Origin of the sequence: Streptomyces cinerochromogenes (assembly GCF_014648635.1) — a bacterium.
Lineage (GTDB): Bacteria > Actinomycetota > Actinomycetes > Streptomycetales > Streptomycetaceae > Streptomyces > Streptomyces cinerochromogenes.
The window spans coordinates 1-16,839 of record NZ_BMRM01000012.1; the positions used below are offsets into that span (position 1 = coordinate 1).

Here is a 16,839-nt window from a genome sequence, read left to right on the forward strand (position 1 = left end):
TGCCGGCGACCAGGGGGGCGCCGGCGCGCTGGGCGATGTGCCGGGCGGCGACCTTGTCACCCAGGTCGCGGATGGCCTGCGGGGGCGGGCCGATCCAGATCAGGCCCGCGTCCAGCACCGCCTGGGCGAAGTCGGCGTTCTCCGAGAGGAAGCCGTAACCCGGATGGACGGCGTCCGCACCGGACTCGCGTGCGGCGTTCAGGATCTTGTCGATGACCAGGTAACTGGTCGCCGGGGTGTCACCGCCCAGAGCGAACGCCTCATCCGCGGCGCGGACATGCAGAGCGTCCCGGTCCGGGTCGGCGTAGACGGCCACGCTCGCGATCCCGGCGTCCCGGCAGGCCCGGGCCACGCGGACAGCGATTTCGCCACGGTTGGCGATGAGCACCTTGCGCACGATTGAGGCTCCCTCCTTGAAACAAGCCGAGTTTAGGGACTGCCGACACGGCACTTCGACCCGTCCCCAGTGGTGAGCTTGCCCACACGGAGCGTGATACGAGGCTCGCTCGACCCGCGAAAGCCCATGTCGCACCTCGGTACGCAGGACTCCTTCGGAAAACCCTAGCCCTGCCATGTGGCCAAGGTCTCTGTGAGGGCGTGCTGCGGCCCACTCTGTTTCTTTGTCGAGTCCCTACGAATGGCCCAACGATTCTTTGCTGCCGCACGAACCCTTGTCCCCCGGTTTACCCGTTAGTAGCGTTCGCGCTGTCCGGAACGTACCTGAGGTAACAGGCTGTCGGTGTGAGAGTGGGTGGGCCCGGTGGTGCGCAGACCGGTGGCATGGGTCGTGGCGGTCGTCCTCCTGGCGGAGGCCGTCTTCATCGCTGCGCTGAACTGGTTCCTCGGCATGGTCGTGGACCGGCAGGGCATGTCCCTGGCCGGCCTCGATCCGGACGTTATGGCGAGGACCTCGAAGATTGCTGGAGTGGTCTTCGGCCTGTACTTCGCGGTGTGCGCGCTGGTGGCCGTGCTCGTCGCGGTCCGCGACCGCGCCCCGGCCGGCCTCGGCCGCGTCCTGCTGATCAGCGCCGCCGTCGTGCACGGCCTGCTCGGCGCGTTCGCCTGGGGCCCGGTCGGCTGGAGGGCGTTCCTGTTCATGATGGTCGTCCTCGCACTGATCGTGCTGCTCCTGGTGACGTACGACCGTGTGGGTGGCGTGGACGGCGGGGTGCCCGGCCGTGGTGTGCCGAGGCAGGGGGGCGACCCGGCCGCGGAGCCGGAGCCGGGCGCGGCGCCCGCCGGCGTGGGTGCGCCGACGAGCCGCGGGGACGAGCCGCAGGACGGGGACGAGGAGCCGCAGGACTCCGTCCCCGCCCAGATCACCGTTCCGGCGCCCACAACTCCGTGATGCCGACGCCCAGTTCGGCGAGGAGCCTGCGGATCAGGGGCAGGCTGATGCCGATCACGTTGCCGTGGTCGCCGTCGATGCCCTCGATGAACGGCGCCGAGCGGCCGTCCAGGGTGAACGCGCCGGCGACGTGCAGCGGCTCACCGGAGGCCACGTAGGCGGCGATCTCCTCGTCGCTGGGCTCGCCGAACCGGACGACGGTGGACGCGGTCCCCGACACGTACCGCTTCGCCTCCGTGTCCCACACGCAGTGACCCGTCTGGAGGACACCGGCCCGCCCGCGCATGCTCTTCCAGCGGGCGGTGGCCTCCTCGGCGTCGGCCGGCTTGCCGAGCGCCTGCCCGTCCAGCTCCAGCACCGAGTCACAGCCGATCACCAGGGCGCCCTGCACCTCCGGCTTCGCCGCCACGACGCTCGCCTTGGCCTCGGCCAGGGCCAGCGCGAGCTCCGCCGGGGTGGGGGCGGTGACGGCGTCCTCGTCGACCCCGCTCACGATCACCTCGGGGGTGAGACCGGCCTGCCGGAGCAGGGCCAGCCGGGCGGGGGACTGGGAGGCGAGCACGAGTCGCCTGCGGTGTGTGGCAGTCATGCGGTCAGGTTAGTCAGGGTGCGCCGTGCGGCTCACCTCAGACCGCTGACGATCATGAACAGCACCATGGCCAGGGCCATCAGGAAGCCGAGCCGCCGAAGCATGTTCTGCGCGTCGCGCAGCTCCTTCGGCGGCTCGTTCTCCGGGTCTGACCACAGCATTCCACCAGCGTGCGGCCTCGGCCGGGGGGGACGCCTGAGTAGGGGTACTCAAGTTCGCGCCCTGAGCCGTCCTCCTGTGCGCCCACGCGGCGGAGCCGCACGTCGATGCGGCCCGCCGCCCCTGTGTTCCGCCTAGCTCGGCCAGTACGTCCGGGTCCAGGATGCCGGGCCCGGGGCCGGGACGCGGGCCGTCGCGATCCTCGACGGGTCGGACCACGCGTCCTTCGGGGGCTCCGCGCCGGACGGCGTCGCCGCTGCCGCCGCGGCGCGGGCGCGGACCACCGCCAGGGCGGCGGCCAGCTCCTCCGGAGTCGGGTTGCCTCGTACGACCTTGATGTTCATGACCGCTCCCGGGGTCCGCGGGGCCTAGAGGGGGATGTTGCCGTGCTTCTTCGGAGGCAGGGATTCCCGCTTGGTGCGCAGCTGACGCAGCCCGCGGACGATGTGCGCGCGGGTGTCGGACGGCATGATCACCGCGTCGATGTAGCCGCGCTCGGCCGCGACGTAGGGGTTGAGGAGGGTGTCCTCGTACTCCTGGATCAGCCGGGCGCGCACCGCCTCGACGTCCTCGCCGTTCGCCTCCGCCTCCGCGATGGTGCGGCGGTGCAGGATGTTGACCGCGCCCTGGGCGCCCATCACGGCGATCTGGGCGGTGGGCCAGGCGAGGTTGAGGTCGGCACCCAGGTGCTTGGAGCCCATGACGTCGTAGGCGCCGCCGAAGGCCTTGCGGGTGATCACGGTGATCAGCGGGACGGTGGCCTCGGCGTAGGCGTAGATCAGCTTGGCGCCGCGGCGGATGATGCCGGTGTGCTCCTGGTCGACACCGGGCAGGAAGCCGGGCACGTCCACGAAGGTCAGCACCGGGACGTTGAAGGCGTCGCAGGTGCGCACGAAGCGGGCGGCCTTCTCGGAGGCGTCGATGTCGAGGCAGCCGGCGAACTGCATCGGCTGGTTGGCGACGACACCGACCGGGCGGCCCTCGACCCGGCCGAAGCCGGTGACGATGTTCGGCGCGAACAGCGCCTGCGTCTCGAAGAACTCGGCGTCGTCCAGGACGTGCTCGACCACCGTGCGGATGTCGTACGGCTGGTTCGCGCTGTCCGGGACGAGCGTGTCCAGCTCGCGGTCCTCGTCGCTGACGGCGAGGTCCGCCTCCTCCGGGAAGACCGGGGGCTCGGAGAGGTTGTTGGACGGCAGGTACGACAGCAGCTGCTTGACGTATTCGATGGCGTCCTTCTCGTCACCGGCCATGTGGTGGGCCACGCCGGAGGCGGAGTTGTGGGTGCGGGCGCCGCCCAGCTCCTCGAAGCCGACGTCCTCGCCGGTGACGGTCTTGATGACGTCCGGTCCGGTGATGAACATGTGCGAGGTCTGGTCCACCATGACCGTGAAGTCGGTGATGGCCGGTGAGTACACCGCGCCGCCCGCGCAGGGGCCGACGACCAGGCTGATCTGCGGGATCACACCGGAGGCGTGGGTGTTGCGGCGGAAGATCTCGCCGTAGGCGCCGAGCGAGGCCACGCCCTCCTGGATGCGGGCACCGCCGGAGTCGTTGATGCCGATGACCGGGCAGCCGGTCTTCAGCGCGAAGTCCATCACCTTGGCGATCTTCTGGCCGTACACCTCGCCGAGGGCGCCGCCGAAGACGGTGAAGTCCTGGGAGAAGACGGCGACCGGGCGGCCGTCGACGGTGCCGTAGCCGGTCACGACGCCGTCCCCGTACGGGCGGTTCTTGTCCAGGCCGAAGTGGGTGGACCGGTGCCGGGCGAACTCGTCCAGCTCGACGAACGACCCCTCGTCCAGGAGGAGTTCGATGCGCTCACGGGCCGTCAGCTTGCCCTTGGCGTGCTGCTTCTCGACGGCGCGCTCCGAGCCGGCGTGCGTCGCCTCGTGGATGCGGCGCTGGAGATCCGCGAGCTTTCCCGCGGTCGTGTGGATGTCGGTCTCGTGGATCTCGTGACGCTCTTCCGGCTCGGACATCGGGATGCGGCTCCCTGCCTGCTCAAAAGGGGGGACGGTTACTCATCCGTAGGGTAGTGGCGGGCCTGCGGATCAGCAGTGCGTCGTTTACCACACCTAGGGTGGCTTGCATGACGCCGCAGAATCCATCAGACGACAGCCGCTGGTCCGACCTGGACCGTCCGCCCCTGAACGCCATGGCGCTGCGGCGCGGGCTGGTCCGGGAGGGGGGTCTGTACCGCGACGTCCAGGTCGTGCAGCGGACCGGGTCCACCAACTCCGACCTCGCCGCGCTGGCCGCCGCCGGGAAGGCCGGTGAGGGCGCGGTGCTGGTGGCGGAGGAGCAGACGGCCGGCCGGGGGCGCCTGGACCGCCGCTGGACGGCACCGCCGCGCTCGGGTCTCTTCTTCTCCGTGGTGCTGAAGCCCGCCGAGGTGCCGGTGGCCCGCTGGGGGTGGCTGCCGCTGCTGACGGGTGTGGCGGTGGCGACCGGGCTGGCGCGGGCGGCGGGGGTCGACACGGCGCTCAAGTGGCCGAACGACCTGCTGGTGACCGTGGGCGGCCAGGAGCGCAAGGCCGGGGGCATCCTCGCCGAGCGGGCCGGGGACGACGGGGTCGTCATCGGCGTGGGCGTCAACGTCACCCTGCGGGAGGAGGAGCTTCCCGTCCCGCAGGCGGGGTCGCTGGCGCTGGCCGGGGCGCGGGGGACGGACCGGGACCCGCTGCTGCGGGCCGTGCTGCGGTCGCTGGAGGAGTGGTACGGGCGCTGGCGGGCGGCGGGCGGCGATCCCGCGGCGAGCGGGCTCCAGGAGACCTACACGGCGGGCTGCGCGACGCTCGGGCGCGTGGTGCGGGCCGAGTTGCCCGGGGACCGGGCGGTGGTGGGGGAGGCCGTGGCGCTGGACGGGGACGGGCGCCTGATCATCGCCACGGAGGAGGGGGTTCAGGAGCCGGTGGGGGCGGGGGACATCGTCCATCTGCGGCCGGCCTGAGGGAAGCCCGCGCTGCCGCTGCCGCTGCCGGTGAGCGAGGGGGCGGGGAACCGCGCGACCAGCCACCGGGGGACCGTCGGCCGGGGACGGCGGGGCGCCCCGGACCTGCCCCGATGCGGGGGCCCGGGGGCGCGGACCCGGGGTGGTCGGCGCCGATGCCGCTCCGCGTACCCGGTGCCGGGAAGCGACCCGTCGGCCGAACCCTACGGAGTGAGCTGGCGCACACCTGCCGTAGAGTTGAGGCCGGTCGATACCTGACCGCGGCAGATCGGAAGGGCAGCAGGCGTGACCGTCGACGACACGGGCTCCGGCGCTGGCGGGGACGGCCGGGTGGACCCCCACGCCCCCGACACCGGCGAGGACCCGCTGGCCCTGCGGCTCGAACAGCTCATCCTGGGCGCCGAGCGCCGCTACACCCCGTTCCAGGCCGCCCGCAGCGCCGGTGTCTCCATGGAGCTGGCGTCCCGGTTCTGGCGGGCCATGGGCTTCGCGGACATCGGGCAGGCGAAGGCCCTCACCGAGGCCGACGTGCTGGCGCTGCGCCGCCTCGCCGGTCTGGTGGAGGCGGGGCTGCTCAGCGAGGCCATGGCGGTGCAGGTGGCCCGGTCCACCGGGCAGACCACCGCCCGTTTGGCGGAGTGGCAGATCGATTCCTTCCTGGAGGGGCTGACCGAGCCGCCGGAGCCGGGCATGACCCGGACCGAGGTGACGTACCCGATCGTCGAACTGCTCCTGCCCGAGCTGGAGGAGTTCCTCGTCTACGTCTGGCGCCGCCAGCTCGCGGCCTCCGCCGGACGGGTCGTGCAGACCGGGGACGACGAGGAGATGGTCGACCGTCGGCTCGCCGTCGGCTTCGCCGACCTCGTCGGCTTCACCCGGCTCACCCGCCGTATGGAGGAGGAGGAGCTCGGCGAGCTGGTCGAGGCGTTCGAGACCACCGCGGCCGACCTGGTGGCCGCGCGCGGCGGCCGGCTCATCAAGACCCTCGGCGACGAGGTGCTGTACGCCGCGGACGACGCGGGCACGGCCGCGGACATCGCGCTGCGGCTGGTGGAGACGCTGTCGAACGACGAGACCATGCCGGAGCTGCGGGTCGGCATGGCGTTCGGCACGGTGACCACCCGCATGGGCGATGTGTTCGGTACGACGGTGAACCTGGCCTCCCGGCTGACCTCCATAGCCCCGCGCGACGCCGTCCTCGTCGACAGTGCCTTCGCCGAGGAGCTGATCCGCACCGGCGAGGCGCCCGCCTCGGAGGCGGAGGCCGCGGAGGCCGCGGCGGCCGCCGAGAAGGAGGGCGAGGACCCGCCGGTCTACCGCTTCGCGCTCCAGCCGATGTGGCAGCGCCCGGTGCGCGGGCTCGGCGTGGTCGAGCCGTGGCTCCTCACGCGCCGCGACGACCGGCCCTCGTAGGACCTCTCTTCCGGATCATGCCGGGGTCGCGAAAGAGAGGCCCTGGACGCCGGTCCCGGACGGCCGCTCCCAGGGGGTTTCCCTTCGGATCAGCCGCGTCCGCGCTGATCCGGGAGCCCCCTCAGCCGCCGTCGGGCACGTCCACGCACAGGCCGATCACCGGGACGCACACCCCGCCCGGTTCCGGTTCGACCGGGGTGCGGCTCGGGGTGGGGGTCCGGGCCGGTGTGGGGGCCGGGCGTGGGGCGGACGCCGTGGGACCGGGCCGCGGTGTGCCGTGGGTGTCCGGGGTCTCGGCCGGTGCGGCCGTCGGTACGGCGCTGTGGCCGGGCGTCGGCGGGGCCGTGTGCGGTGCCGTGCGGGCCGCCGGGGATCCGGCCGGCGCCGGCACGAGACTCCGGCCGCCCATGACCGAGGTCGCCGAGGGCAGCGCGGTGGGGGCGGCGGCGAGGGTGGCCGAGGTGTTCCCGGAGTGGTCCGGGGCCGTGCCGCCCGCTTCGAGGCGGGGCTCGGCCTCCGCGGTGCCGGGTCCGCCGGCCCCCGGCTCCGGGGTGACCCGGACCAGACCGAGCACCCCGGCGGCCAGGGCCAGGCCGCCGGCCGCGAACAGCACCTTGCGGGGACGGGGCTTGCGGTGCCGCCCGCGCCGTCCTCCCGGCGTGCGCTCCGGCGCGGGGTGCTGCTCCGCGCCGGACCGTGCAGGTATCGGTGTCATGGGTTCCCTCCCCGCCGCGCGCCGGGGGCGCGCCGTGGCGGAGCGCACGCTATGCGCTCCTGTGGGCGATGTGCGGGGAGACGGTCGGGTTGTCACTCGAACGGGCGAACGGGCGTAGACCCCCGGGCTTCCCGGGACGGGGTGCGGCTGCGATGATCGGGCCGACGGTCAGTTAACCCGCGTTAACCGGAGGGGTGTCATGAGCGAGGAGCGGTTCGGGGAGTTCGTGCTGGTGCGGCGGCACGGGTACGTCGCGGAGCTGGTGCTGGACCGGCCCAAGGCGATGAACGCCGTCTCCACGGAGATGGCCCGCTCCCTCGCGGGCGCGTGTTCCGCGCTGGCCGGCGACCGGGACGCCCGGGTGGTCGTGCTCACCTCGTCGCACGAGCGGGCGTTCTGTGTGGGCGCGGACCTGAAGGAGCGGAACTCCTTCACCGACGCCGACCTGGTACGGCAGCGGCCGGTGGCGCGGGCCGCCTACACCGGGGTGCTGGAGCTGCCGATGCCGACGATCGCGGCCGTGCACGGCTTCGCGCTGGGCGGCGGGTTCGAGCTGGCGCTGTCCTGCGACCTGATCGTGGCCGACGGTACGGCCGTGGTGGGGCTGCCGGAGGTCTCCGTGGGCGTCATCCCGGGCGGCGGCGGTACCCAGCTGCTGCCCCGGCGGGTCGGCGCGGCGCGCGCGGCCGAGCTGGTCTTCTCGGCGCGGCGGGTGGAGGCCGCGGAGGCGGCCGAGCTGGGTCTGGTGGACCGGGTGGTGGACGCCGGCCGCGACCGCGAGGAGGCGCTGGCGCTCGCTGAGCGGATCGCGGCGAACTCGCCGGTGGGCCTGCGCGCCGCCAAGCGGGCCCTGCGGCTGGGGCACGGCCTGGACCTCCGGGCCGGCCTCGAGGTCGAGGACGCGGCGTGGCGGTCGGTGGCGTTCTCCGGGGACCGGGCGGAGGGTGTCGCCGCGTTCAACGAGAAGCGCAAGCCGCAGTGGCCGGGGGAGTAGGGCACCGTGCGCCGTGGCCCGGTGCGAGTGCCCCGGGGGCGCGGTCAGCCGCGTGGCCGGCACCCTGCACCCGCACCCGGGGACGCGCCGGAACCCGCCACCTGATCGCCGCACCAATGCCCCGTACCGGCACATTCCTCCCTAACCTGGAGTAATGGCTGAGGACAAGCGGCTAGCCGCAGTCGTGGCGCTGGCGCAGGGCATGGCGGCGGCGCACACCCCGCGGGAGTGCTGGCAGGCCGCCGCCCGAGGCGCCTGCCGCGCGCTGGACGGCAGCTTCGCCGCGCTGTCGGTGTGGGAGCGGGAGCTGGGCCGGCTGCGCGTCCTGGCGAACGTCGGGGACCGCGCCCCGGACGAGGAGGAGTTCCCCGAGTCGGAGACCTACCCGGTGCACCAGTTCCCGGAGATCACCGAGTTCCTGCACGAGCGGTGGGCCGGCGGCGGGGGTCCCAACGCCTGGGTGGAGACGGCCGCGGGTACGGCGAAGGGCACCCCCGGCTACTTCCACCAGCGCGTCGCCGCCCTGCGCCGCCGGGGCCGCGGCTGCTGCGTCGTCGCCCCCGTCGTCCTGCACGGCCGGGCCTGGGGCGAGCTGTACGTGGCGCGTGCGGTCGGCGAGCCGCTCTTCGCGCGGGCCGACGCCGACTTCGCCACCGTGCTCGCCGCCGTCGTCGCCGCGGGCATCGCGCAGACCGAGCGGCTGGAGGAGGCCCGCCGGCTCGCGTACACCGACGCCCTGACCGGACTCGCCAACCGCCGGGCCGTGGACGTGCGCCTGGGCGAGGCGGTGGAACGGCACCGCGCCGAGGGCGTGGTCGTCAGTCTCGTCGTGTGCGATCTGAACGGGCTCAAGCGGGTCAACGACACCCTGGGGCACGCCGTCGGCGACCGCCTCCTCGAACGCTTCGGTTCGGTGCTGTCGCTGTGCGGCGCGATGGTGCCGGGCGCGCTGGCCGCCCGGCTCGGCGGGGACGAGTTCTGTCTGCTCGCGGTCGGGCCGCCCGCCGACGAGGTGGTGAAGGCCGCGGACGAGCTGTGCCGGCGGGCCGGGGAGCTGGAGCCGGGGGAGGGCGTCGCGTGCGGGGTCGCCTCGACCGAGGACCCGATCGGCGAGGTGCGCGACGCCCGCCGGCTGTTCCGGCTCGCGGACGCCGCCCAGTACCGGGCGAAGGCGATGCGCCTGGATCGGCCGGTGGTGGCCGGCCGGGAGGGGCCGGACGACCCGGTCGTACGGCTGGCCGACGAGCCGCCGCCCTCGCGGGCCGAGCGGCGGCGGTTCCGCGGGCGCCGGCCGTGAGGCGAAGCCCACACCGGACGGTAAGGGTCACCCCCGGTCCCCACTAGTGACATCCTCGCATTCAATGCGTACGCTCCTGAATATGGATATGCACACTGTGGTGGTGGGGACGTCCGGTGTCACGGCGTCCGACGTTCTCGCCGTGGCGCGCGGCGGTGCCCGCATCGAACTGTCGGCTGAGGCGGTGGCGGCCCTCGCGGCGGCCCGGGAGATCGTGGACGCGCTGGCGGCCAAGCCGGACCCGGTCTACGGCGTCTCCACCGGCTTCGGCGCCCTGGCGACCCGGCACATCAGCCAGGAACTCCGCGCCCAGCTGCAGCGCAACATCGTCCGCTCGCACGCCGCCGGCATGGGGCCGCGCGTGGAGCGCGAGGTCGTCCGGGCCCTGATGTTCCTGCGGCTGAAGACCGTCTGCTCCGGGCACACCGGTGTGCGGCCCGAGGTCGCGCAGACCATGGCCGACGTGCTGAACGCCGGGATCACCCCGGTGGTGCACGAGTACGGCTCGCTCGGCTGCTCCGGCGACCTGGCCCCGCTCTCCCACTGCGCCCTCACCCTCATGGGGGAGGGGGACGCCGAGGGCCCCGACGGTGTCGTCCGGCCCGCCGGCGAGCTGCTCGCCGAGCACGGGATCGCCCCCGTCGAGCTGCGCGAGAAGGAGGGTCTCGCCCTCCTCAACGGCACCGACGGCATGCTCGGCATGCTGGTGATGGCCCTCGCCGACCTGGACACCCTGTACAAGTCCGCCGACGTCACCGCCGCCCTCAGCCTGGAGGCGCTGCTCGGCACGGACAAGGTCCTCGCACCCGAGCTGCACGCCATCCGGCCCCACCCGGGCCAGGGCGCCTCCGCCGCCAACATGCTGGCCGTCCTGAAGGGTTCACAGCTCACCGGGCACCACCAGGACGACGCGCCGCGCGTCCAGGACGCCTACTCCGTGCGCTGCGCGCCGCAGGTCGCCGGCGCCGGCCGCGACACCCTCGCGCACGCCCGCCTGGTCGCCGAGCGGGAACTGGCCTCCGCCGTCGACAACCCGGTGGTTCTGCCCGACGGCCGCGTGGAGTCCAACGGCAACTTCCACGGCGCGCCCGTGGCCTACGTCCTGGACTTCCTCGCCATCGCCGCCGCCGACCTCGGCTCCATCGCCGAGCGCCGCACCGACCGGCTGCTGGACAAGAACCGCAGCCACGGGCTCCCGCCCTTCCTCGCCGACGACGCGGGCGTGGACTCCGGCCTGATGATCGCCCAGTACACGCAGGCCGCGCTGGTCAGCGAGATGAAGCGGCTCGCCGTACCGGCCTCCGCGGACTCCATCCCGTCCTCCGCCATGCAGGAGGACCACGTCTCCATGGGCTGGTCGGCCGCGCGCAAGCTGCGCACCGCCGTCGACAACCTCACCCGGATCGTCGCCATCGAGCTGTACGCGGCCACCCGGGCGATCGAACTGCGCGAGGGCCTCACCCCGGCGCCCGCCAGCCAGGCGGTCATCGAGGCCGTACGGGCCGCGGGCGTACAGGGCCCGGGCCCGGACCGGTTCCTGGCCCCGGACCTGGCCGCCGCCGACGCGTTCGTGCGCGGCGGCGACCTCGTGGCGGCCGTGGAGAAGGTCACCGGTCCGCTCCGGTGAACCGCCCGTGAAGCACGCAGGGGCCCCGGCAGTCGCCGGGGCCCCTCCACGTTCACGGACGAAACGTCACTTCAGCTTGGCGGCCTGCGCCTTCACGACCGGAGCGGAGACCGTGTAGGCCTTCTTGCTCATCATCGCGCCGATGTTGATCGTCGTGTACACGGCCAGGTTGTTCCCGTGCCGCACGACCTCGGCGTGCAGCGGCAGGGAGCCGTCCTTGCCCGCGTCGTCGACCGCGGTGAAGGCGACGGACGCGTCACCGGTGCCGGAGGACTTCTCCTCGGAGACCTTGGTGAACTTGCCCTTCTCGCCGTCCTGCTCGCCGGAGAAGCCGCCCGCGCAGGCCTTGACCGCGTCGGAGACCGACTTCAGGCCCTGCTCGGCGCCGTCGCCGTCGTACGAGGCCAGGGTGACCACGGTGACGTCGAGGTCCATGGACTTGTTGATCGCGTCCTCGAACTTGCCGCTCTCCAGGTCGCCCATGGAGGTGGCGTCGTCCGTGGGGTCCTTCTTGTCCTCGGTGGCCATCTTGCTGGTGTTGGCCGCCGGGGAGCCGGGCGCGATGCCGGTGAACGCGCGCAGCACGGGGTCGCACTGGGCGTTGTCGGCCTTCACCTTGTCCGCGTCGGGGACCCCGCCCTCGACCGCGCCGACCTTCTGCCCGGGCACGTCGCCCTGGGTGATGATCAGCTTCTTCAACTCCGCGGCGCCCAGCGCCTTCGCGGCAGGCTTCGCCCCGTCCTTGTCCGAGGTGGCGCCGGAGTCCTTCGCGTCTCCCTTGCCACAACCCGTGATGAGGGCGAGCGACAGCGCGCTCACAGCTGCGGTGGCGCACAGCCGCACGCCCGATGATCTCTTCATGGGCGAACTATGTGTCCGCTGTCAAGGGTTCGTCAAGACAGATTAAAAACCCAGACGTTCCCGACGTACCGAATACACCACGAACCCGGCGCCCACGGCGAGGAAGAGGCTGCCGCCGATGACGTACGGGGTGGTGTCGAAGGCCCCCGTGTCGGCCAGCTCGGTCTCCTGCGCCGCCCGGTCCACGGTCTCGGTGGCCGCAGCCGTCACCGCTCTTGCTTGCGTCACCTGTGTGACCCGGGTCGGGACGGAGTCGGTCGCCGCCTCTCTCGCCGGGGCGTCCTGCGAGGCGTTCGCGGACGGGACGAACCACAGCGCGCAGAGCAGGGTGCCCGCGGCGGTGGCGGTCAGCAGCGGACGGCGAGCGGATGACACGGAATATCGATCCCCCTTGTGACGCTGGCGAATTGGCCGTGTGGGGCGATGTTAGTGAAAGGCGCGGGTCACAGGAAAGTCACGGGAGGTTTCGGCCGTACGCTCCCGCCATGAGTGCAGAAGACACATCACGTTTTGTACGGCTTCGCGTGGAGCTGGTGCTGGAAGTGCAGGACGACGACGAGGTGACCAAGGCCGCGCTGCGCCGGGTCGCCGAGGACCCCGAGCTGCCCGAGGCGGAACGGACCCACGCCGAGAGCGCTGTGACGGAGGACACCGCGGAGGCCCTGGCCTATCTCGTGGACCCGTTCGACCTGGTCGACGGGGTGCCCGGGGTGGAACTCCAGCAGGCCTCCTGGTCCAGCGAGCGGATCGACTTCGACCCCGATTCGCCCGAGTGGGACCTGGGCGAGGATGATGGGGCGGACGACGAGGAAGAGGACGGCATCGGCTGAGCGTCGCGGGGCACCCATGACCCCGGACGGCAACCGCCGTCCGGGGTTTCGTCGTCCCAGGGGGCGCACGGACCGGAACCCGCACCGCCCGCGACCGCGCCGCGCGGACGTGGGATGCCCCACAGACCCGCGGTCTGTGGAACGGGGAGGGGCGGCCGTAGCGTTGAAGGTTCTTGACGGGGACTCTCGGGGTTATCGCGACTCGGCAACGATGGAGAAGCTTGTGATGACGGACAGTATGCGGCGCAGGGGCCTGGCGGCCGCGTCCGCTCTGCTCGGCGGTGTGCTGGTGCTCACGGCGTGTTCCGGCGGCGACGACAAGGCCTCCGGCGGCGACACCTCGCAGGCCAAGGTCGACGAGGCGGCGGCCAAGAAGTCGTCCGAGGCGCAGATCACGATCACGCCCAAGGACGGCTCCAACAACGCCTCGATCAACAACTCCGCCGCCGTCACCGTGGCCAAGGGCACCCTCACCGGTGTCACGATGACGACCCAGGACGGCAAGACCGTCGCCGGCCAGCTGTCCGCCGACAAGAAGAGCTGGAAGCCCAGCGTCCAGCTGGAGCGCTCCACCACCTACAAGCTCGCCGCCGAGGCCAAGGACTCCGAGGGCCGCATAGCCCACGAGAACGCCTCCTTCACCACGGTCTCCCCGGCCAACAGCTTCATCGGCAGCTTCACCCCGGACAACGGCTCGACGGTCGGCGTCGGCATGCCGGTGTCGATCAACTTCGACAAGGCGATCACCAACAAGGCCGCCGTGCAGAAGGGCATCACGGTCAGCTCCAGCAGCGGCCAGGAGGTCGCCTGCCACTGGTTCAACGCCAACCGCATGGACTGCCGCCCGGAGGAGTACTGGAAGGAGGGCTCCACCGTCACCCTGAAGCTCGCGCTCGACGGCGTCCAGGGCGCCAGCGGCGTCTACGGCGTCCAGCAGAAGACGGTCACCTTCCACATCGGCCGCAACCAGGTCTCCTACGTCGACGCGAAGACCAAGCAGATGAAGATCACGCACGACGGCAAGGTCGTCAAGACCATCCCCATCTCCGCCGGCTCGCCCGACAACAAGACGTACGAAGGCCGGATGGTGATCTCCGAGAAGTTCAAGGAGACCCGGATGAACGGCGCGACGGTCGGCTTCACCGACGACGACGGCAAGGGCGAGTACGACATCAAGGACGTGCCGCACGCCATGCGCCTGACCACCTCCGGCACCTTCATCCACGGCAACTACTGGGGCGCCCCCTCGGTGTTCGGCAACGTCAACACCAGCCACGGCTGCGTGGGCCTGCAGGACAAGAAGGGCGCGAACGACCCCAGCACGCCGGCGGCCTGGTTCTACAACAACTCGCTGATCGGTGACGTCGTCGTCGTCCAGAACACCGGCGACAAGACCGTCTCCCCGGACAACGGCCTCAACGGCTGGAACATGGACTGGGCGCAGTGGAAGGCCGGCTCGGCCGTCTGACACAGCGTCGACCACAGCTCCGGTGCCGCCCTCAGGGGCGGCACCGGTGTTTTCGGGCCCGGCCGCGGCCTTCTCATGCTCCTCTTATGCCGGCCTTATGGTGGCATCACGGTCCGTCCCTAGCTTGCGGCCATGTTCTTCACCTACCTGAGGCGCGAACTGCGCCGCCGCAGAAAGGCGGCCCTCGTCGTCGCCTCCGGGCTCGCACTGGGCATCGCCCTGGTCATCGTGGTCGACTCCGTGTCCAACGGCATGAGCCGGGCCCAGGACAAGGTCCTCCAGTCGCTGTACGGGCTGGGGACGGACATGACGGTCACCAAGGCGGCGTCGGCGTCCACCGGCGACGCCCAGCGGCCCCGCTTCCGGTTCGACGCGCAGGGCGACGACGACTCCGAGCAGAGCAGCGACCGGGTCATGGTGCAGGGCTTCCAGACGCTGCCGGCCTCCACGGTCACCGAGGTCGGCTCGCAGTCCGGGGTCTCCGGCGCGGTCGGCGGACTGAGCCTTCAGGTCCTCAAGGTCAGCGGCCAGTTCACGCGCGGCCAATTCCAGCAGAGCGAGGGCGGCGGCGGGTTCCAGCGCGGCGGGGACGGCCGGCCGCAGGGCGAGGTGAAGGGCGGCGGCGCCGACTTCGACGTCAACACCTACTCCGTCTACGGCACCGACGTCACCGAGCCGGCGCTGGGCCCGCTGACCTCCTCGAAGATCACCAGCGGCCGTACCTTCAAGGCGACGGAGACCAACGCGAAGGTCGCCGTGGCGGACTCCGCCTACGCCGAGCAGAAGAAGTACAAGGTCGGCTCCACCGTCACCATCAAGGGCGTCACGTTCGAGGTGATCGGCATCGCCACCGCCGACAGCGGTGACGCGGCGGCCGACCTGTACATCCCGCTGCAGCGGGCGCAGACCCTCGGCGACGCGAAGAACAAGGTCACCACGGTCTACGTCAAGGCGGCCGACTCGCAGAAGATCGACGGCGTCAAGTCGACGATCCGGAAGAACGTCCCGGGGACGACGGTCACCACCTCCGCCGACCTCGCGGACACCGTCTCCGGCTCCCTGTCCACCGCCTCCTCCCTCGCGAGCGACGTCGGCACGTGGCTGTCCCTCGCCGTGCTGGCGGCCGCGTTCCTGGTGGCGGGACTGCTCACCTCCTCGGCGGTCTCCCGCCGGGTCCGCGAGTTCGGCACGCTGAAGGCACTGGGCTGGAAGTCCGGCCGGGTGACCCGGCAGGTGGTCGGCGAGGCCGTCGTCAACGGCCTGGTCGGCGGCGTCCTCGGCATCGCCCTCGGACTGGCGGGCGCCTACGCCGTCACGGCGATCAGCCCCAGCCTCCAGGCCCAGCTGGGCGGCGGCACGGGCGGCGGCTTCGGCGGCGGTGGCGGCGGTGGCCTCCCGGGCGGGCCCGGCCGTCGGACGGCGAAGACCCTGGAAGTGGCCCTCACGGCCCCGGTGAGCGTGACGACGATCGTCCTCGCGGTGGGCCTCGCGGTGGCGGGCGGCCTGATCGCGGGCGCGTTCGGCGGCTGGCGGGCGTCCCGGCTGCGCCCGGCGGACGCGCTGAGGCGGGTGGAGTAGCCCGGTCCACCGGTGAAGGCCGTCCGGCCCGGCCAAGGGGCGCGGGGAACCGCGCGCCCAGCCCCCACGGACCGGCGGCCGAACACGAGCGCGCGCCCACCCCGAACAGATCGCGGAGCCACCATGTACGAACTGAGAAACGTCACCAAGCGCTACACCCGGGGCAAGGAAACCGTCCACGCCCTCGACGGGATCGACCTCACCATCGCCGACGGAGACAGGCTCGTCATCCAGGGCCCCACCGGCGGCGGCAAATCCACCCTTCTGCAGATGCTCGGCGCCCTCGACCGCCCGACCTCCGGTGAAGTCGTCCTCGACGGCACGGATCTGGCCACGCTGACCGAAGCACGGCTGACGAAATTCCGCAGCGAGAACATCGGCTTCGTCTTCCAGTCGTTCAACCTCATCCCCACCCTCACCGCCCAGGAGAACGTGGAAACCGCCCTCGTACCCCTCGGCGTCAAGGCGAGGGAACGGCGGGAACTGGCCGCCGAGGCACTCCGGTCGGTCGGTCTCGGCGAACGCCTCGGTCATCTCCCCGGCGAGATGTCCGGCGGACAGCAGCAGCGCGTCGCCATCGCCCGGGCCGTGGTGAAGAAGCCCAAGGTGCTGCTGGCCGACGAGCCGACCGGCAACCTGGACGAGGGCATGCGGGACGAGATCATGGACGTACTGGAACGCCTGTGGAAGGAACACGGGCTGACCTTCGTCATGGTCACCCACGACTCCGCGCTGGCGAAGAAGGCCCCGCGCCTGGCCACCCTGCGCAAGGGCAGGATCACCGTGAAGGAGAACGCGGGGACCTGACGGCGTATAACACCGTGGTCCCACAGAGCACTTCGCGGTTCTGTAACGGTGTTCCGGCCGCCGCGTAACAGTTTCCGTACGCGCTTTCTCACCCTCCTCTCATCTATTGAGCCGTCTGATCACCCCCCGGCATACTGCGTGATCCGGGGGGTTGGCGTTCATACATGCGAGTCCACCCCCGGCCGGGTGAACGGCGAATT

Annotated in this window: 18 protein-coding genes; 10 read left to right on the top strand and 8 right to left on the bottom strand. The window is 72.0% G+C overall.

Annotated elements, in window-relative coordinates; genetic code table 11:
- Nucleotides 1-397, bottom strand: a 397-nt coding sequence (locus tag IEZ20_RS22845) for a biotin carboxylase N-terminal domain-containing protein (RefSeq protein ID WP_308434683.1), incomplete at its 3' end; no start/stop codon positions are given.
- Between the two features lie 378 nt (nucleotides 398-775).
- Here IEZ20_RS22845 and IEZ20_RS22850 point away from each other — a divergent pair.
- A complete protein-coding gene (locus IEZ20_RS22850) occupies nucleotides 776-1,348 on the top strand; it encodes a hypothetical protein (RefSeq protein ID WP_229896214.1) in 573 nt (190 codons plus the stop codon).
- On the opposite strand, the gene IEZ20_RS22855 is transcribed toward IEZ20_RS22850, so the two are convergent.
- From IEZ20_RS22855 to IEZ20_RS22865, 4 genes are all read right to left on the bottom strand, one after another.
- Nucleotides 1,320-1,937, bottom strand: a complete 618-nt coding sequence (locus IEZ20_RS22855; protein ID WP_189301746.1) for a Maf family protein — start codon at nucleotides 1,935-1,937, stop codon at nucleotides 1,320-1,322. The two genes, IEZ20_RS22850 and IEZ20_RS22855, sit on opposite strands and share 29 nt — an antisense overlap.
- A gap of 32 nt (nucleotides 1,938-1,969) precedes the next feature.
- Nucleotides 1,970-2,098, bottom strand: a complete 129-nt coding sequence (gene mmpB / locus IEZ20_RS40445; RefSeq protein ID WP_256464680.1) for a morphogenic membrane protein MmpB — start codon at nucleotides 2,096-2,098, stop codon at nucleotides 1,970-1,972.
- A 132-nt stretch (nucleotides 2,099-2,230) separates the two neighbouring features.
- On the bottom strand, nucleotides 2,231-2,440 hold the full coding sequence (locus IEZ20_RS22860; protein ID WP_189301749.1) for an acyl-CoA carboxylase epsilon subunit: 210 nt from the start codon (nucleotides 2,438-2,440) through the stop codon (nucleotides 2,231-2,233).
- Nucleotides 2,441-2,464: 24 nt separating this feature from the next.
- A complete protein-coding gene (locus IEZ20_RS22865; protein ID WP_189301751.1) occupies nucleotides 2,465-4,078 on the bottom strand; it encodes an acyl-CoA carboxylase subunit beta in 1,614 nt (537 codons plus the stop codon).
- 110 nt (nucleotides 4,079-4,188) lie between these two features.
- Between IEZ20_RS22865 and IEZ20_RS22870 the strand changes: the two genes are divergently transcribed.
- Entirely contained in the window at nucleotides 4,189-5,049 is an 861-nt protein-coding gene (locus tag IEZ20_RS22870; RefSeq protein WP_189301753.1) for a biotin--[acetyl-CoA-carboxylase] ligase, read from the top strand.
- Between the two features lie 285 nt (nucleotides 5,050-5,334).
- The gene (locus tag IEZ20_RS22875) at nucleotides 5,335-6,462 is read left to right on the top strand and encodes an adenylate/guanylate cyclase domain-containing protein (protein WP_189301755.1); all 1,128 of its coding nucleotides are present in this window, start codon (nucleotides 5,335-5,337) and stop codon (nucleotides 6,460-6,462) included.
- A 121-nt stretch (nucleotides 6,463-6,583) separates the two neighbouring features.
- Here the strand turns inward: IEZ20_RS22875 and IEZ20_RS22880 are convergent, their stop codons facing one another.
- On the bottom strand, nucleotides 6,584-7,177 hold the full coding sequence (locus tag IEZ20_RS22880) for a hypothetical protein (RefSeq protein WP_229896215.1): 594 nt from the start codon (nucleotides 7,175-7,177) through the stop codon (nucleotides 6,584-6,586).
- A gap of 199 nt (nucleotides 7,178-7,376) precedes the next feature.
- Here IEZ20_RS22880 and IEZ20_RS22885 point away from each other — a divergent pair, with 199 nt between their 5' ends.
- The 3 genes from IEZ20_RS22885 to hutH all read left to right on the top strand — a co-directional run bounded on the left by IEZ20_RS22885 (nucleotide 7,377) and on the right by hutH (nucleotide 11,095).
- Nucleotides 7,377-8,171 (top strand): enoyl-CoA hydratase/isomerase family protein, encoded by a 795-nt coding sequence (locus IEZ20_RS22885; RefSeq protein ID WP_189301757.1) that lies wholly within the window; start codon nucleotides 7,377-7,379, stop codon nucleotides 8,169-8,171.
- Between the two features lie 154 nt (nucleotides 8,172-8,325).
- Nucleotides 8,326-9,468 carry a GGDEF domain-containing protein gene (locus tag IEZ20_RS22890; RefSeq protein WP_189301759.1) on the top strand — a complete coding sequence of 381 codons (1,143 nt, stop codon included), beginning with the start codon at nucleotides 8,326-8,328 and terminating at the stop codon, nucleotides 9,466-9,468.
- Nucleotides 9,469-9,556: 88 nt separating this feature from the next.
- Nucleotides 9,557-11,095, top strand: coding sequence for a histidine ammonia-lyase (gene hutH, locus IEZ20_RS22895; RefSeq protein WP_189302225.1), 1,539 nt, complete (start codon nucleotides 9,557-9,559; stop codon nucleotides 11,093-11,095).
- Nucleotides 11,096-11,161: 66 nt separating this feature from the next.
- On the opposite strand, the gene IEZ20_RS22900 is transcribed toward hutH, so the two are convergent.
- Together IEZ20_RS22900 and IEZ20_RS22905 are read right to left on the bottom strand one after the other, a co-directional pair.
- Nucleotides 11,162-11,956 carry a hypothetical protein gene (locus tag IEZ20_RS22900; RefSeq protein ID WP_229896216.1) on the bottom strand — a complete coding sequence of 265 codons (795 nt, stop codon included), beginning with the start codon at nucleotides 11,954-11,956 and terminating at the stop codon, nucleotides 11,162-11,164.
- Nucleotides 11,957-11,998: 42 nt separating this feature from the next.
- Entirely contained in the window at nucleotides 11,999-12,331 is a 333-nt protein-coding gene (locus IEZ20_RS22905; RefSeq protein WP_189301762.1) for a hypothetical protein, read from the bottom strand.
- Between the two features lie 158 nt (nucleotides 12,332-12,489).
- On the opposite strand from IEZ20_RS22905, the gene IEZ20_RS22910 reads away from it, so the two are divergent.
- From IEZ20_RS22910 to IEZ20_RS22925, 4 genes are all read left to right on the top strand, one after another.
- Entirely contained in the window at nucleotides 12,490-12,786 is a 297-nt protein-coding gene (locus IEZ20_RS22910) for a hypothetical protein (RefSeq protein WP_229896217.1), read from the top strand.
- 226 nt (nucleotides 12,787-13,012) lie between these two features.
- Complete coding sequence (locus IEZ20_RS22915) at nucleotides 13,013-14,254, top strand: L,D-transpeptidase (protein WP_189301765.1); 1,242 nt, start codon at nucleotides 13,013-13,015, stop codon at nucleotides 14,252-14,254.
- A gap of 132 nt (nucleotides 14,255-14,386) precedes the next feature.
- On the top strand, nucleotides 14,387-15,832 hold the full coding sequence (locus IEZ20_RS22920; RefSeq protein WP_189301767.1) for an ABC transporter permease: 1,446 nt from the start codon (nucleotides 14,387-14,389) through the stop codon (nucleotides 15,830-15,832).
- A gap of 123 nt (nucleotides 15,833-15,955) precedes the next feature.
- On the top strand, nucleotides 15,956-16,639 hold the full coding sequence (locus IEZ20_RS22925) for an ABC transporter ATP-binding protein (RefSeq protein ID WP_189301769.1): 684 nt from the start codon (nucleotides 15,956-15,958) through the stop codon (nucleotides 16,637-16,639).
- Nucleotides 16,640-16,839: the final 200 nt, after the last annotated feature.

Coding starts and splice junctions, on each gene's coding strand:
- IEZ20_RS22855 (WP_189301746.1), bottom strand. CDS start 1,937: ATGACTGCCACACACCGCAGGCGACTCGTGCTCGCCTCCCAGTCCCCC.
- mmpB (WP_256464680.1), bottom strand. CDS start 2,098: ATGCTGTGGTCAGACCCGGAGAACGAGCCGCCGAAGGAGCTGCGCGAC.
- IEZ20_RS22860 (WP_189301749.1), bottom strand. CDS start 2,440: ATGAACATCAAGGTCGTACGAGGCAACCCGACTCCGGAGGAGCTGGCC.
- IEZ20_RS22865 (WP_189301751.1), bottom strand. CDS start 4,078: ATGTCCGAGCCGGAAGAGCGTCACGAGATCCACGAGACCGACATCCAC.
- IEZ20_RS22870 (WP_189301753.1), top strand. CDS start 4,189: ATGACGCCGCAGAATCCATCAGACGACAGCCGCTGGTCCGACCTGGAC.
- IEZ20_RS22880 (WP_229896215.1), bottom strand. CDS start 7,177: ATGACACCGATACCTGCACGGTCCGGCGCGGAGCAGCACCCCGCGCCG.
- IEZ20_RS22885 (WP_189301757.1), top strand. CDS start 7,377: ATGAGCGAGGAGCGGTTCGGGGAGTTCGTGCTGGTGCGGCGGCACGGG.
- IEZ20_RS22890 (WP_189301759.1), top strand. CDS start 8,326: ATGGCTGAGGACAAGCGGCTAGCCGCAGTCGTGGCGCTGGCGCAGGGC.
- hutH (WP_189302225.1), top strand. CDS start 9,557: ATGCACACTGTGGTGGTGGGGACGTCCGGTGTCACGGCGTCCGACGTT.
- IEZ20_RS22900 (WP_229896216.1), bottom strand. CDS start 11,956: ATGAAGAGATCATCGGGCGTGCGGCTGTGCGCCACCGCAGCTGTGAGC.
- IEZ20_RS22915 (WP_189301765.1), top strand. CDS start 13,013: ATGACGGACAGTATGCGGCGCAGGGGCCTGGCGGCCGCGTCCGCTCTG.
- IEZ20_RS22920 (WP_189301767.1), top strand. CDS start 14,387: ATGTTCTTCACCTACCTGAGGCGCGAACTGCGCCGCCGCAGAAAGGCG.
- IEZ20_RS22925 (WP_189301769.1), top strand. CDS start 15,956: ATGTACGAACTGAGAAACGTCACCAAGCGCTACACCCGGGGCAAGGAA.